15 protein-coding genes and 1 pseudogene are annotated in these 14,649 nt (G+C 53.8%); 14 read left to right on the forward strand and 2 right to left on the reverse strand.

Annotation, left to right across the window (positions count from 1 at the left end; all coding sequences use genetic code 11):
* Positions 1-25: 25 nt before the first annotated feature.
* Positions 26-736: a plasmid pRiA4b ORF-3 family protein gene (locus JCR24_RS06165; protein WP_011232727.1), complete on the reverse strand. Its 711-nt coding sequence runs from the start codon at positions 734-736 to the stop codon at positions 26-28.
* 120 nt (positions 737-856) lie between these two features.
* Here JCR24_RS06165 and JCR24_RS06170 point away from each other — a divergent pair, with 120 nt between their 5' ends.
* From JCR24_RS06170 to JCR24_RS06195, 6 genes are all read left to right on the forward strand, one after another.
* Positions 857-1,099: an SEC-C metal-binding domain-containing protein gene (locus JCR24_RS06170; protein ID WP_238980300.1), complete on the forward strand. Its 243-nt coding sequence runs from the start codon at positions 857-859 to the stop codon at positions 1,097-1,099.
* Between the two features lie 409 nt (positions 1,100-1,508).
* A complete protein-coding gene (locus JCR24_RS06175; RefSeq protein WP_238980301.1) occupies positions 1,509-2,855 on the forward strand; it encodes an N-acetylmuramoyl-L-alanine amidase family protein in 1,347 nt (448 codons plus the stop codon).
* Between the two features lie 242 nt (positions 2,856-3,097).
* Positions 3,098-4,471 (forward strand): UDP-glucose dehydrogenase family protein, encoded by a 1,374-nt coding sequence (locus JCR24_RS06180; protein WP_020279260.1) that lies wholly within the window; start codon positions 3,098-3,100, stop codon positions 4,469-4,471.
* Between the two features lie 256 nt (positions 4,472-4,727).
* Positions 4,728-6,056 (forward strand): helix-turn-helix domain-containing protein, encoded by a 1,329-nt coding sequence (locus tag JCR24_RS06185; protein WP_238980361.1) that lies wholly within the window; start codon positions 4,728-4,730, stop codon positions 6,054-6,056.
* A 156-nt stretch (positions 6,057-6,212) separates the two neighbouring features.
* On the forward strand, positions 6,213-7,442 hold the full coding sequence (locus JCR24_RS06190) for a Zn-dependent hydrolase (RefSeq protein WP_238980302.1): 1,230 nt from the start codon (positions 6,213-6,215) through the stop codon (positions 7,440-7,442).
* A 33-nt stretch (positions 7,443-7,475) separates the two neighbouring features.
* Positions 7,476-8,660, forward strand: coding sequence for a M20 family metallopeptidase (locus JCR24_RS06195; RefSeq protein WP_238980303.1), 1,185 nt, complete (start codon positions 7,476-7,478; stop codon positions 8,658-8,660).
* 182 nt (positions 8,661-8,842) lie between these two features.
* Here the strand turns inward: JCR24_RS06195 and JCR24_RS06200 are convergent, their stop codons facing one another.
* Entirely contained in the window at positions 8,843-9,073 is a 231-nt protein-coding gene (locus JCR24_RS06200; RefSeq protein ID WP_238980304.1) for a hypothetical protein, read from the reverse strand.
* A 551-nt stretch (positions 9,074-9,624) separates the two neighbouring features.
* Between JCR24_RS06200 and JCR24_RS06205 the strand changes: the two genes are divergently transcribed.
* The 8 genes and pseudogenes from JCR24_RS06205 (at position 9,625) to arsB (ending at position 14,637) form a co-directional block, all read left to right on the forward strand.
* Positions 9,625-10,077 (forward strand): VanZ family protein, encoded by a 453-nt coding sequence (locus tag JCR24_RS06205; RefSeq protein ID WP_238980305.1) that lies wholly within the window; start codon positions 9,625-9,627, stop codon positions 10,075-10,077.
* A gap of 86 nt (positions 10,078-10,163) precedes the next feature.
* Positions 10,164-10,280, forward strand: a complete 117-nt coding sequence (locus tag JCR24_RS06210) for a DUF3789 domain-containing protein (protein ID WP_013146530.1) — start codon at positions 10,164-10,166, stop codon at positions 10,278-10,280.
* Between the two features lie 449 nt (positions 10,281-10,729).
* Positions 10,730-11,623 carry a ribokinase gene (rbsK, locus tag JCR24_RS06215; protein ID WP_015375945.1) on the forward strand — a complete coding sequence of 298 codons (894 nt, stop codon included), beginning with the start codon at positions 10,730-10,732 and terminating at the stop codon, positions 11,621-11,623.
* Positions 11,620-11,925, forward strand: a pseudogene (locus JCR24_RS06220) (substrate-binding domain-containing protein); the annotation flags it as partial. The gene rbsK and the pseudogene JCR24_RS06220, both read left to right, overlap by 4 nt.
* A 409-nt stretch (positions 11,926-12,334) precedes the next feature.
* Positions 12,335-12,535 (forward strand): substrate-binding domain-containing protein, encoded by a 201-nt coding sequence (locus JCR24_RS06225; RefSeq protein ID WP_015375943.1) that lies wholly within the window; start codon positions 12,335-12,337, stop codon positions 12,533-12,535.
* Between the two features lie 56 nt (positions 12,536-12,591).
* Positions 12,592-12,975 carry a DUF1360 domain-containing protein gene (locus tag JCR24_RS06230; protein WP_184318640.1) on the forward strand — a complete coding sequence of 128 codons (384 nt, stop codon included), beginning with the start codon at positions 12,592-12,594 and terminating at the stop codon, positions 12,973-12,975.
* 225 nt (positions 12,976-13,200) lie between these two features.
* Positions 13,201-13,548, forward strand: a complete 348-nt coding sequence (locus tag JCR24_RS06235; protein ID WP_015375941.1) for an ArsR/SmtB family transcription factor — start codon at positions 13,201-13,203, stop codon at positions 13,546-13,548.
* 24 nt (positions 13,549-13,572) lie between these two features.
* On the forward strand, positions 13,573-14,637 hold the full coding sequence (arsB, locus tag JCR24_RS06240) for an ACR3 family arsenite efflux transporter (RefSeq protein ID WP_238980306.1): 1,065 nt from the start codon (positions 13,573-13,575) through the stop codon (positions 14,635-14,637).
* Positions 14,638-14,649: the final 12 nt, after the last annotated feature.

Here is a 14,649-nt window from a genome sequence, read left to right on the forward strand (position 1 = left end):
TGACGGATACCTTCTTTCGCATGCGTTACAATCGGATATAGGCCAGCCGCTCGTTCGCTTCCTCGACGTCAAAGGCATCAGGATCAAAATCTTCGCCTTTCATGTCGTACATCCAGTCTACCAGCTCGCGCAATTCGGGATCGGCAAGAGAGTCTTTTTGCGCCGCCGCTTCCAGCAGCTCCAGGTAGCCATAGACACCGCCGCAATCCTCGGGAGGGCATGCCCGTTTTCCTTTCAGGCAAGCGGCGCGTTCCAACGGTTTTGGGAGTGTTTCAATCTTTTCAACAGTGACGGTATGGCGCCAGTAGTCGCCAAAATCGTAAATATATAGAAACTTTTGTTTTTCTTCCGTCAGCCATTGCTGTAATGGGATGCGGCGGGCGTCCATCAGTTCTTTTTCCAGCTGAAACGAATCCCAGCCGTCAGGGATGCCGATGAGAACGCTTCCGAAATCGAATTCGTATAAATGGGCTTGTTCCCATCCCATCGCTTCTTGGATGATGAGATGAAGCTCGTGAAATGTCGCATGTCCGGGAACAAGGACGCGCCGCCAAATCGGCGGGCGGATGCCGTTTAATGTGATTTTCAGCTGGTAGGCTGTTTTGGACCGCCGCCGTTTGGAAGGGGGTGCGCTCTTTGGCGCCTCAACCCATCTGCCGTGTGGACGGTCCCGCTCTGTCGGATGGAACATGGCAGACAATTCGTCGATCAGTTTAGCAAGATTGTCGGGGTTCATAGCCCTCGTCTCCTTTCGGATAAACGTTTTGTATAATAGTAGTTTATCCTGTCCATAGTAGAATTTAAACATTATTGATGGAAATATTGAAAAAAGAAAGATGGGAGAGGAGGATGACGCATGTCGATCGGCTGGAATGACCCATGCCCGTGTGGAAGTGGGAAAAAGTATAAGAAGTGCTGCATGAACAAACAGCAGAATCATGAAATCAAACGGGTGCGCCAGCGCCGCTTTTTTGACCAAAAATATGAGCTGTCGCAAATGGTGCAGCGGTTTTTGGATGAATCGCTGTCTTACAACGAACAAGCAGCGGCGAGACGGACGTTTTACCAAAAAATAGAGGTTATGAAGAATTTGGAATAGTTGGAATGTTTTGAAACGCTTTGGTACTTGTTCATTCACCGTTTTCCCAATGGAATGCGCGGCATTGAATGGTTCCAGCGCGACAAAGGACACCGTCTCCCGTTGGAGCACGGAGCGCTTTTGGCGCTTCTGCGTGTTTCTTCATGGGGACGGCTTATCCATTCGGACATCGGTTAGAGAAGCGATGGTGGTATGTCGGCCGTAGATGGATGGTTCGACTGGGTTGCGCGTTGTGGCTGCCGTTGTCGTGTGAAGAGGCATCATGCAGAAAAAGGAGAGCTATTGTCGGTTGATGGATGCCGCCCCGCTAGTTTTGTCGAGCGGTTTTCCCAAGTGACAGACAGGAAATTCCCCGTTGTGCGCGAACGATATAGTAGACAAATTGGAGACAACGGGGGAGGGAATGCGCATGAGGCGAGGAACATGGCTCGCCCTGTTGTTTTGTTTGCTATGGCTGGCTGCGGCTGCTTGGCCGGTGGGGGCGAAAGGGGAAAAGGAAATGGAGGAAACGAAGCGTCTGGCTGTGGTGACGGCGGATCGCGTGAATGTCCGCCAAGGGCCGGGGGTGCCATACCGTCCATTGGCGAACGTTCACCGCGGCGAGGCGTATCGGCTGATCGAGGTCAAGGATGGATGGGTGAACATCGAGTGGAAACCGAATCGAACCGGGTGGATCGCCGCGCGGTACGTCGCGTTGGCAAAAGAGACGGCCGTCGTGCAAGAAAACCGACTCCGCCTTCGACAAGAGCCGAGCCGAGATGGGCGAATTATCGGGCATTTGGCGCGGGGAGAAACGGTATGGGTCATCAAGGAAGATGGGGAATGGACGGAAGTGATCGCAGACGGTGCGATCGGCTGGGTGTCTTCAGCATACCTCACTGCGGCTCGGGAGTCATCGATTTCGCATCAAACCGGAATCGTCAACGTCAGTTCGCTCAACGTGCGGGCTGAGCCGTCATTGAAGGCAGCGCGCGTCGGCCGCCTTGTCCGGGGCGAAGAGGTCGAGATTGTGGAAAAGAAACCGGGATGGTACAAAATTGCCTCCCAAACAGGGCTTGATGGGTGGGTGTCATCCGCATATGTGCAGGTAAAGGGTGGACAAGCCAATGAAAAGGAAGCGGAAGCGCCCCAGTCGGCTGACCGCTCGCTGCTTTCAGCCATCGCGCCTAGCGACTCCCGCCTTTATGTAGACAGCTGGACGCGCGGTCCTGTTCAGGCGCTGGCCGGAAAAACGATCGTTCTTGACGCTGGCCACGGAGGCAAAGACGGCGGGGCCCAAAGTGTCGATGGCATCAAGGAAAAGGAGTTGACGTTGGAAACCGCCAAGCTTCTGAAAAACAAGCTGCAATCTTACGGCGCCCGCGTCGTGCTGACGCGCTCTAGCGATGAGTATGTGTCGCTGTCCGCGCGCGTGGCGATGGCGCGCCTGTATCAAGCGGATGCGTTTATCAGCCTGCATTATGACAGCGCAGATGACCAACAGGCGAGCGGCATCACCGTTTATTATTACGACCGTTTTGCCGATTACGGCTTAGCGCAATCATTCGAAGACCCGCTTTCCCGATTGGCCGCACTGCCTTTCCGCGGCGTTGCGTTTGGCGACTATTACGTGCTGCGGGAAAACGACAGACCGTCTGTATTGCTTGAGCTCGGCTATGTAAGCAACCGCACAGATGCGGCGACGGTGGCGACAGACGACTATCAGGAAGCGGTGACGACCGCGATTGCGGATGCGGTTCGGCATTATTTTGAATAAGGAATGATGGTGGAGAAATCGTTGATCGGCGGTCTGTTCGTTTTTGTGATCAATCGGCCGTCATCAAGCAAACGGAAACACGTCGTGCAACCGGGGGGGTGGCTCCTCCCGGTTTTCTTTTGGCCGCAGAGCACAACCGGTGAACTCAGCGGCTAGGCGAAAACAATGAAAATCCCCAGGCGATTCGATATAATGAGAACAAGCGACAATAGCTGCAATGGATCAAAAAGGTGTGAGGAACGATGAAAATCACGATCGCCGGGGCGGGGTATGTTGGGCTTGTGACCGCCGCCTGCTTGGCTGATAAAGGTCATGATGTCATATGCGTGGATGTCAATGAGGAAAAAATTCGGCGGTTGAATGAAGGGATCGTCCCCATTTATGAACCGGGGCTCGAACCGCTCATCCAACGGAACAGCGCCCGCCTTCGCTTTACCACAGACGATGCGGAAGCGTATCGGTGGGCGGAAGTGATCATGGTCGCGGTCGGCACCCCGCCGTTGCCGGACGGATCGGTCAAGCTCGATGACGTATGGGAAACGTTGCGCCGCATCGCCGCGTCGGCCGAACGCGACTGCCTTGTGGCCATCAAATCGACCGTGCCAGTCGGTACGGGAGACGAAGCGGCTCGCTTTTTGGCGGAACACGGACGCGGCGGGGTGCGTATCGATGTCGTTTCCAATCCGGAGTTTTTGTCACAAGGAACGGCGGTGCGCGATACGTTGCAGGCGCCGCGCATTGTGTTAGGCGTCGAATCGGAGAGAGCTGAGCGGATAATGAAGGACCTCTACGCCCCGTTTGCGCTCCCGTACGTTGTCACCGACCGCAAAAGCGCAGAGATGATCAAGTACGCTGCCAATGTGTTTTTGGCGCTGAAAATTTCGTACATCAACGAGATCGCCAACGTATGCGAGTTGGTAGGGGCCGACATTCAGGCGGTGGCGGAAGGAATCGGCATGGATCCGCGCATTGGCCGCCGCTTTTTGCGCGCCGGCGTCGGCTATGGCGGCTCTTGCCTGCCGAAAGATACGAAGGCGCTTTATGCGTTGGCTGCCTCCCATGGCTATTCGCTCAAAACCGTGTGGGCGGCGATGGACGTCAATGAGAAACAAAAATGGAAGCTTCTTGACAAAGCGCGTCCGCACATCGGAGATTTTCGCAACCGGACTGTTGCTGTGCTTGGCGCCGCGTTCAAGCCCGGCACCGACGATGTGCGCGAATCGCCGGCATTGGCGAACATCGAACGGCTCATTGCCGAAGGAGCCGACGTGCGCGTCTGGGACCCGGCCGCCCTCGGTCATGTCTCGCGCCGTTTTGGCGATGCGGTTGTTTGTTGCGAGACAATGGAGGAAGCCATTCGCGGCGCGGATGTTTGTTTCATTTTCACCGAATGGCCGGCTGTGCTGCAATTTGACCTTCACCGTTACAAGACGCTGATGAATCGGCCAATTGTGCTTGACGGGCGCAACTGCTACGACCCGAAACAAGCCGACGCCGCCGGCCTCATCTACGAGTCGATCGGTCGGCCGGTGGGGCATAGGCAGCTGAAAGTGGATCGGGCTGTTGACGTTCTCCAGTGCGCCTCAGCTGCCTTTTTCCACAAACAAAGTGAATAGGGATGCCGCTTAATTGTCCCGTTCGCATCGCCACGACGGCTTTTTTGTAAAAAAGGGAATAAGGCGGTCTGTCCGTTCGATGGAAGTGGGATAGTAGACATGCCGGCGGGCGCGGGGCATCAATCGCCGTTTCAAAGAAAGAGAAGGTTATGTTTCCAGTGGTTTTATGGGAAAACGTGGGGTCGTGGCCCGCCACTTTGAAAGCGGAGACAGGCGGGGAAGAGAGCGGCTGAAGAAGCCGTCTTTTCCCACCGCTATGGGCAGGCGGCAAAAGGAGGGATGTATCATCCGCATTCGCTTAGGTCTGTTTGGTGCGGACGATTCGCTGTCAATTATTCAGGCGGTGGCGCAAGAGTACAAAGAGCTTGTTTGCGTTCCCGTTGTGTATTGGGATGAAAGTGAAGTGATCGATTTGATCCGCCCGCTCGCGTCAGAAGTTGATATGTGGCTGTTTTCCGGACAAGTGCCGTATTCGATCGTCAAGCAGTCCAGTGAGGTCGATGCGCCGCTGTTTTATGTGCCACATATTGGTGCCAGCTTGTACCGCACACTGCTGCAGGCGCACTATACGGAGCAGATTCCGGTCAGCCGGCTTAGTTTTGACACGTACGAGCGCCGCGAAATCGAACGGCTGCTCGAAGAGGCGGGCATCGAGGAGCCGATTCCATACGTCAAGCATTACGAGGGAGGCATTTCGGCCCAGGAACTGTCCGACTATCATTACACCCTTTGGAAACAAGGGAAAACGGAAGCAGCGGTCACCTGTTTGCGGACAGCCCATCTCGAACTGGAGAAACTCGGGATGCCGGTGTATCGGGTATTGCCTGCCCGCTCGGCGGTGGAAGCGGTCATCCAAACAATCATTCGCACCGGACAGATGCTGCAGGTGCAAGATGCGCAAATCGCCGTGCAAATGATTGAAGTCGATGCGATGCAGGCGGCCTCCCCAGAGACATTTTCGACCGATGACATATATCGTCTGGAGATGAAGACAACGGAAAAATTGCTACGGTATGCAAAAAAAGTCCAAGGGTCGCTGAAAAGCGCCGGGCCGGGCCGCTATGTCATTTTTACGACAAGGGGCGCATTAAAAGAGATCACCGATGGCTATAAAACGGTCCCCTCGGCGGAGGAGACGGAGCTCTTGTACAGCGAGGTCATCGCGTGCGGAATCGGCATCGGCCGAACGGCGTATGAGGCCGAAATTCAGGCTGGGAAGGCGTTTTTGCATGCGAAACAAAGCGGACGGGGTGCGTGGATGGTGGTGTTTGATGATGGAACGATCTCGGGTCCGTTAGGAAAAAGTGTGCACCTCCGCTATTCGCTCGGCGGCGGAGAACTGCGGCAGCTGGCGGAGCGGACGGGATTAAGCGCCGCGACGCTCTGCAAATTGAAAGCCATATTGCAAAAACGCGGAACCAACGAGATCGAAGCGCATGAGTTGGCTTCTTATATGCGGATTGTGCCGCGCAGCGCCCGCCGGATTTTAAACCAATTGGAGACCGTGGGCCTTGCCGAAGTGGCCGGGGAGACAAACCCGTATCCGCGCGGGCGTCCGCGCAAAGTATACCGCATTTTCTTATAATCGCTCGATCAGCTTCTGTCTTTAGCGCCAGGCAGAAGTTTTTTGTTGTCTTGAAGACGTTTTTATTATTTGTATTATTTGAAAATTTACTCTATTTCCATTATAATTAAGGACATATCCGAAAATCATCCGTAATTGGCGTGAGGGGAGGATAGCTTGATTCAAGGGGAACGTCTTTGGCAACGGCTCATGGAACTAGGGGAGGTCGGCAAGAAACCAAGCGGCGGCGTCACGCGCCTCTCGTTCACTGCTGAAGAGCGGAGGGCCAAAGATCTCGTCGCTTCTTACATGCGCGAAGCGGGGCTTTTCGTATATGAAGACGCGGCTGGCAACTTGATCGGACGGAAAGAAGGGGCGAATCCGGATGCTCCGGTCGTCCTTGTTGGGTCTCATCTCGATTCGGTTTACAACGGCGGTTGCTTTGATGGACCGCTCGGGGTGTTGGCCGGCGTGGAAGTTGTTCAGGCGATGAACGAGCACGGGGTTGTGACGCACCATCCAATTGAAGTAGTGGCGTTTACGGACGAAGAAGGAGCGCGCTTTCGTTTCGGCATGATCGGCAGCCGCGCGATGGCGGGGACGTTGCCTCCGGAAGCGCTCGAGTGCCGCGACGCGGAAGGGATTTCCCTCGCTGAAGCAATGAAACAGGCGGGGCTTGACCCGGACCGCTTGCCGCAGGCAGCACGAAAACCAGGAACGGTGAAAGCCTATGTCGAACTGCACATCGAACAAGGACGGGTGCTGGAGGAGGCTGGTCTTCCAGTTGGCATCGTCACTGGCATCGCCGGTCTGATTTGGGTGAAATTTACTATCGAAGGAAAGGCAGAACATGCCGGCGCCACGCCGATGTCATTGCGGCGCGACCCGATGGCGGCGGCTGCCCAGATCATCACAGTGATCGAAGAGGAAGCAAGACGAACAGGGACAACGGTCGGTACTGTAGGACAGTTGCATGTATATCCGGGCGGTATTAATGTCATTCCGGAACGGGTCGAATTTGTGCTCGATTTGCGCGACTTGAAGGCTGAGGTGCGCGATCAAGTATGGAATGCCATAGCCGCGCGGGCAGAGACGATCGCCAAGGAGCGGAACGTTTGCCTCACGACCGAGCGGCTGCAAGAAATGGCGCCGGTGCTATGTTCCGATGAGGTGAAGCGCGCGGCGGAGGCGGCGTGCCAAAAACTTGGCTATCCGCCGTTTTGGCTGCCGAGCGGCGCAGCCCATGACGGCGTACAGTTGGCTCCGATTTGCCCGATCGGGATGATTTTTGTCCGCTCCCAAGACGGGGTGAGCCATAGTCCGGCGGAATGGAGCACGAAAGAAGACTGCGCCGCTGGAGCAGAGGTGCTTTATCATACGGTGTGGCAACTAGCCCAAGGGGAATAACGAAAAAGACAAACGAACAGGGGGAGATTATGGATGACAAAGGAAGAAATCAAACGGCTCGTCGATGAAGTGAAAACGGACGTCATCGCCTGGCGCCGCCACTTGCATGCCCATCCCGAATTGTCGTTCCAGGAAGAGAAAACGGCGCAGTTTGTCTACGAGACGTTGCAATCGTTCGGCGGTCTCGAGATTACCCGCCCGACGAAAACGAGCGTCATGGCGCGGCTCATTGGCCAACAGCCAGGCCGAGTCGTCGCCATTCGCGCGGATATGGACGCCCTGCCCATTCAAGAGGAAAACACGTTTGAATTTGCCTCCAAAAACCCAGGCGTCATGCATGCGTGCGGGCATGACGGCCATACGGCGATGCTTTTGGGGGCAGCGAAAATTTTCGCCCAGCTTCGCGATCAAATTCATGGCGAGATTCGCTTTTTGTTCCAACACGCGGAAGAATTGTTCCCCGGCGGGGCCGAGGAGATGGTGCAAGCTGGCGTCATGGACGGGGTGGACGTCGTCATCGGCACTCACCTTTGGTCGCCGCTTGAGCGCGGAAAAATCGGCATTGTGTATGGACCGATGATGGCCGCACCCGACCGCTTTTTCATCCGCATCATCGGCAAAGGCGGCCATGGAGCGATGCCGCACCAAACGATCGATGCGATCGCCATTGGGGCGCAAGTGGTGACGAACTTGCAGCACATCGTCTCGCGCTATGTCGACCCGCTCGAGCCGCTTGTTCTGTCCGTGACACAATTTGTGGCGGGTACGGCGCATAATGTCTTGCCAGGGGAAGTTGAAATCCAAGGAACAGTGCGCACGTTCGATGAGACGCTGCGGCGCACGGTGCCGCAATGGATGGAGCGCATTGTCAAAGGGATCACCGAAGCGCACGGCGCCTCGTATGAGTTTCAATTTGACTACGGCTACCGCCCGGTCATTAACTACGATGAAGTGACCCGCGTCATGGAGGAAACGGCGTGCGAGCTGTTCGGCGAAGAGGCAGTGGTCCGCTTGAAACCGAACATGGGCGGCGAAGATTTTTCGGCGTTCTTGCAAAAAGCGCCCGGCAGCTTTTTCTACGTCGGCGCGGGCAATGTAGAAAAAGGCATCGTTTACCCGCACCACCACCCGCGTTTTACGATTGACGAAGACGCGCTTGAGATCGGCGTGCAAATGTTTGTCGCTGCGACGTTGAAACTGTTGGCGGGGGCGGAATAACCGGTTCCGCTTTTTTGCACATCATAAAGGCGGATCGATATGTATTGCATGCTCTTTCTTTGTCACCAATTCACATGGTTGAACTTGGTGCAGCTCGCGTGAGTGGAGAAGAAATGAAGGAGGGCATAGAGTTCTCTGCCTCCCTTACTTTTTCAACCCCGACTCGATCAAGAACGTCAAGGCTAGGCGATTTTTATAATTTTTGTAATCGACGCTGGGTCGGGGTCTTGGTTGTAAAGAGTATGGACAAAATCGCCATCAAGCGTAGCGAAGTAGTCATAATGGTGGTATGTTGCAATGGCATAATGCAAGGCATCATAGGCTTCGAGCTGGAACAGCCGCATTTGAGCCAAGGCTAAATCTTGAATGTTGGCAAGCATCGATGTATATAGACGCTTGTCCAAAATGTTCATCTATGGCATCTTCATATGTCATCACAAACGACATAATCGGCTACCGTCCTTTGTTTGTAGATGTCTACTAATTTTTTGCCAAAGGGAGAAGGTTTGGCTATTTTTTTTCGTAATTCGGCAAATGAAAGATCCTTATTCGGTTTGTTGGCCTGTTCCGTGCAAGACAGTGTCACCCTCATTTTCGTTTCCAAAGCGGAGGGCATATTGATCACCTCATTGATTCTCCTTTCTAAAAATTATAATGCTGGCCAGAAAAAATGTACAGATTTTTCTTTTACTACTATACCCTTGTTCATGAAAGCATAAACAGGGAGAGAATCTCTCTTAAAAGGGAAATGGGGAAAGAAAAAAGGGAACGGAAAAGAAGTCTTCTTTCCAGCCTGTGAGCGAACGATTTTAAAACAATGGTAAAGCAGCTTTCAAAAAAGAAAATGGAAAAAGATCACCCTCCCTGTTATGATGATAAAGGGTTTAGCGAACAAGGTGTCTACTTTCGTTTGTTGTTTAGATACCTTGTTTTGTTGGTAAAAAGGTTGTTGGCAGGTGGAACGATGAGAGATTTCCTTTCCCGCTGGCTTCCCGTCATTCTCTGGTGCCTCGTCATTTACAGCTTCAGCGAGTCTTCCTGGTTCACCGGGGCGAATACGGCGCATGTGCTGCAGATGATTTTGTCGTACTTGCCGTTCGGCGGAGGGGATGAAGAGGGGCCGTCATGGTTGAACTTTGTGATCCGCAAAGCGGCGCATTTGACCGAGTTTGGCATTTTGGCTGCGCTTGTGTGGCGAGCGCTGTTGCCCAAGCGGTTTGCGTATGCGGGCGCTTGGCTGTTTGCGACTGCCTACGCGGCGACCGATGAGTGGCACCAATCGTTTGAACCGGGGCGGACGGCGACGCCAAAAGACGTGGCGATTGATTCATGTGGGGCGCTCCTGGCGCTTTTGATTGTATGGGCTTGCCGCTGTTGGGCAAGGACAAAGCATCGTGCGGTCAAACGCGGCGTATAATAGAATAAGCTCTCCCGATGTATCGGCTTAGATGTAAAAGGAAAGAATGGCAAATAACAAGTTTGTGAGAAAAGGGAGAGAGAGTCATGGTCGCGTTTATCGCGGGAATGTTTGTCGGCTCGTTCGTGATGCTCGTCATCATGAGCATGATGGTGGCCGCGAAACGGGCGGATGAAGCGAGCGAACGGTGGAGGGAAAAGTGAGAAGCTTGCAGAGGGACGTTAGGCAATGATCGAGCGCCTTAGGTGTTCTAAGACATGCTGGTTAATACAGATGCACGGTTTCATGCACGGGAGCAGCGGCAACTCCCTTGATAAAAAGGGGCTAATGGATGATGGCTGCTGTGGTTGTCGCTGATCATTTCGTTTGCGTCGTTGGTCGCGACAGTCGTTGTGCGGTATCAAAAGAAAAGTCCTCTACTAGGTGTAGGTGGGGGTGGGGCGATTCTGCCTATTTCTAGACCGTTGCACTTTTTGCGGTCGCTGTGCGTGTTGGTCAGGGCATTGGCAGTTGTCAATGTCCTGTTTTTTATCCTATGCTTTTATCTTATTAATTTATAACCGTGATCCGGGCAAATCACAATATGGCTTCGGGAAAACGTCGAGGCGCGGGAGTCTATCGCTTTTGTTTCGTACAAGGAGGGGGAAGAAAGATGGCTCGGCCATCGATTACGGTGATCGGCAGCCTCAACATGGACTTAGTCACTGTGGCGGCGCGGTTTCCAAACCAAGGAGAGACGATTTTAGGCGAACAGTTTCTCACCACTCCCGGCGGCAAAGGGGCGAACCAGGCGGTGGCCGCCGCCCGCCTCGGCGCCGATGTGCGGATGATTGGCGCGGTGGGGGATGATGCGTTTGGTCAAGAGCTCATCCGTTCGTTGCAAAATGAAGGCGTTTCCGTCGATTGTGTGAAATCGGTTACACATCAACGTACCGGCATTGCTGCGATTACGATTTCTGAGCGGGACAACCGCATTATTGTCGTCCCTGGGGCGAATCATGCGCTGACGCCGGAGGATCTGGATCCATATGAATCCGTGATCGCCGAAAGCGATGTGTGCTTACTGCAGCTGGAAATCCCGCTTCCTGTTGTGGAGCGGGCCGTTTCGATCGCGCATCGCCACGGCGTGCGCGTCATCGTGAACCCAGCTCCAGCCCAGCCGCTGCCGCTCGTGGTGCTCGAGCAGGCGAGTTTCTTGACGCCGAATGAACATGAACGGGGCATTTTGTTTGACAAGATGGATGAAGAATCGTTTGTCGATCAGCTCATTGTCACCGAAGGGGCCAAAGGGGTGCGCATTTGGCAAGATGGACAAGAACGGCTCATTCGAAGTTTCCACGTTCCCGTCGTGGATACGACGGGCGCGGGTGATACGTTTAACGGGGCGCTTGCCGTGGCGCTGGCGGAAGGGAAGCCGCTTCATGAAGCGTGCCGATTTGCCAATGCGGCTGCGGCTCTGTCCGTGACAAAACTCGGGGCGCAGGCTGGGATGCCGAGACGAGAGGAGGTGGAATCATTTTTGGCCGAACAGGAACGAAGTCAATGAGGCAAAAAGTCGATGTGCTGCTGGTCAACCCGACGGACTCAAGCGCTGTCACGTCTGCGATTGAATCCGCCAACAGCGCCAACATCCCGGTCATTACCGTCGATCGCAGCGCGGACGGCGGGAAAGTGGTCACCCATATCGCCTCCGACAATGTGGCGGGAGGAAAAATGGCCGCGCAGTTTATCGTCGACCACTTGAAAAACGGCGGAAACATTGTGGAATTGGAGGGGATTCCGGGCTCCTCGGCCGCACGTGAACGGGGAGAAGGATTCCACCAAGTGATCGACAAAGCAGCCAATGTCAACTACCCCCACTTAGCTAACGCTTGAAGTGGGGGCTTGCAACTCCCCAGAAGTGCAAACGGACTTCGTCCTCCTTCCTTGACTTGGGGTTGCATCAGGGGGCAGGTTGACGACTACCCAACGACGCAGGTCATGCCTGCATCGTTACCGATTCTCTCGGTGTGTCTGTTGGCAGTACTTGGCTTCCACACACAACAGACGGACCTACGCTCGATGTTTTACGGTTACAACGTTTCCTGTAACCAACTCCATACATCGAGTAGCAGTTATTGGAGTGCCTTTATTGAACGGTTTTCTCCACGCCTTTATTATATCATACACAAAAGAAAGGGGGAACGCGCATTCCTCTCCCACTTACTCCCTTTGGTCGTTGAAGTGGGAGTCTCCTGCGCGAAATAGGATGAAAGTCGTGGCCAAACAGGCGGCTGATTTTGACCGGGCCAAAGGATTATCGGTCATGGAAAACATTTTGCAAAGCCATAAAGACATTCAAGCGGTCTTTGCCCATAATGACGAAATGGCCTTAGGGGCGTTGGAGGCCTTGCAGGCGCATGGGATGAACAACGTGCTTGTTCCCTCGACCGGCTCCATTAACCATCGGAGGTCATAAAGAAACGCATCTTGGTTCATACTAAAGAAAAAGATGGAAAAAGAAAGGAACCCACCATGCTTCGCGAACTTGACTGGATGACGTACATCATGATCATTTTGGCCAGCTATCGGTTCACTCACTTGATCGTCTTTGATAAAATCACGGAATTTATTCGCAATCCGTTCATGAAAAAAGAGACAATCCAACACGAAGACGGGAGTACGGAAATCAAGAAAGTGCCGAAATCGAAATTCGGCTATTTGTTGAACTGTTACTGGTGCGCGGGGGTGTGGAGCGCGATGTTTCTCGCGCTTGGGTATTTATTCATCCCGAAGATCGCCATGCCGTTGATTTTTGTCTTTTCCATCGCCGGGGCGCAGGCGATTCTCGAGACGTTTGTCGGGGTCGGGACGAAGGCGGTCGATCTGTTGTCGGCGGCGAAAAAACGGATGGACTAAGGCGTGTTGGCGGCAGAGGGCGGGGAACATTTGCGGGCGTGCGGCGGAAACATGCGGCACGCTCGCTTTTCTTGCTTTTGTCGATACATCATGGTTAACTTATATAATTATTTAATTATATACTGATTGACGGAAACCATTTCATTGGTCGGCGTGGCCGTTTCATGATGGTTGTTCGTTTTGATATAAGCAAATCATGATATGATGATGAATGGAGGAGGTTATATGCCGCAACTCGCAATGGAGATAGGAGCAGCCGCTCGGGTGTTGAAGCTGCTCGGCGATCCGACGCGGCTGACGATTTTGGCGATTTTGAATCAGCGGGAGTGCTGTGTGTGCGAGCTGCTGGAGGTGTTTTCGTCAAGCCAGCCGGCGATCAGCCAGCATCTTCGCAAGTTGAAAGACGCCGGGCTGATCCAAGAGGAGCGGAGGGGGCAATGGGTGTATTATTCGCTCCGGCCGCAAAGCGAATACTACTCCCTGCTGCAAGCGGTGTTGTCATACGTTCCGGACCAAGACGAAAACATTCGCAAAATCGAGACAGCGAATCCCGCGGCCCGCTGCGGGTGCTGATGATGGACAACGGGGTGAATGATGATGGATTGTTGTGAACCGAAGCGGTTGTCGTTTTTAGACCGCTTTTTGACGGTATGGATTTTTTTAGCGATGGCGGCTGGGATTGGAATCGGGATTTGGGCTCCGGGGCTGGTGGATGGCTTGAACCGTCTGCAAGTCGGAACAACCTCGATTCCGATTGCGATTGGCTTGATTTTGATGATGTATCCGCCGCTGGCGAAAGTGCGTTATGAAGAGATGGGGCGCGTGTTCAAAGATGTGAAGGTGCTCGTCTTGTCCCTCGTGCAAAACTGGGTGATCGGCCCGCTGCTGATGTTCATCTTGGCGATTGTCTTTTTGCCTGACAAGCCGGAGTATATGATCGGCTTGATTTTAATCGGGCTTGCCCGTTGCATCGCCATGGTCATCGTCTGGAACGATTTGGCGCGCGGCGACACCGAGTACGCAGCAGGACTTGTCGCCTTCAACTCACTGTTTCAAGTGCTGTTTTTCTCGTTGTATGCGTACGTGTTTGTGACGGTCATTCCTGGATGGATTGGGCTTGAGGGAGCCGTTGTCGAGATCACGATGGCGGAAGTGGCGAAATCGGTGTTTATTTACTTAGGCATCCCGTTTCTCGCTGGCATGGCGACAAGGTTTGTGCTTGTGAAAGCGAAAGGGCGGCAATGGTATGAAACAGTGTTTGTGCCGAAAATCAGCCCGCTGACGCTTGTTGCGCTTTTGTTTACGATCGTGGTGATGTTTTCGCTCAAAGGCGATATGATCGTCAGCTTGCCGCTCGATGTTGTGCGCATTGCGATTCCATTGCTGCTTTATTTTGTCATCATGTTTTTTGTCTCCTTCTTTTTGGCGAAAAAATTGGGAGCCGGCTACCCGGTATCGACGACGCTCGCGTTTACGGCGGGGAGCAACAACTTTGAGCTGGCCATTGCCGTCGCCGTGGGGGTGTTTGGCATTCATTCGGGCGCGGCGTTTGCGGCAGTTATCGGTCCGCTCATTGAAGTGCCGGTGATGCTGGCGCTTGTCAACGTAGCATTGGCGTTTCAGCGAAAGTATTTTTCTTCGGGCAATCCAACATCAACGTAAAGGTGGGAACCA

The sequence above is a fragment of the Geobacillus sp. YHL genome, from assembly GCF_022341265.1.
In the GTDB taxonomy this organism is placed as follows: Bacteria; Bacillota; Bacilli; order Bacillales; family Anoxybacillaceae; genus Geobacillus; species Geobacillus thermoleovorans.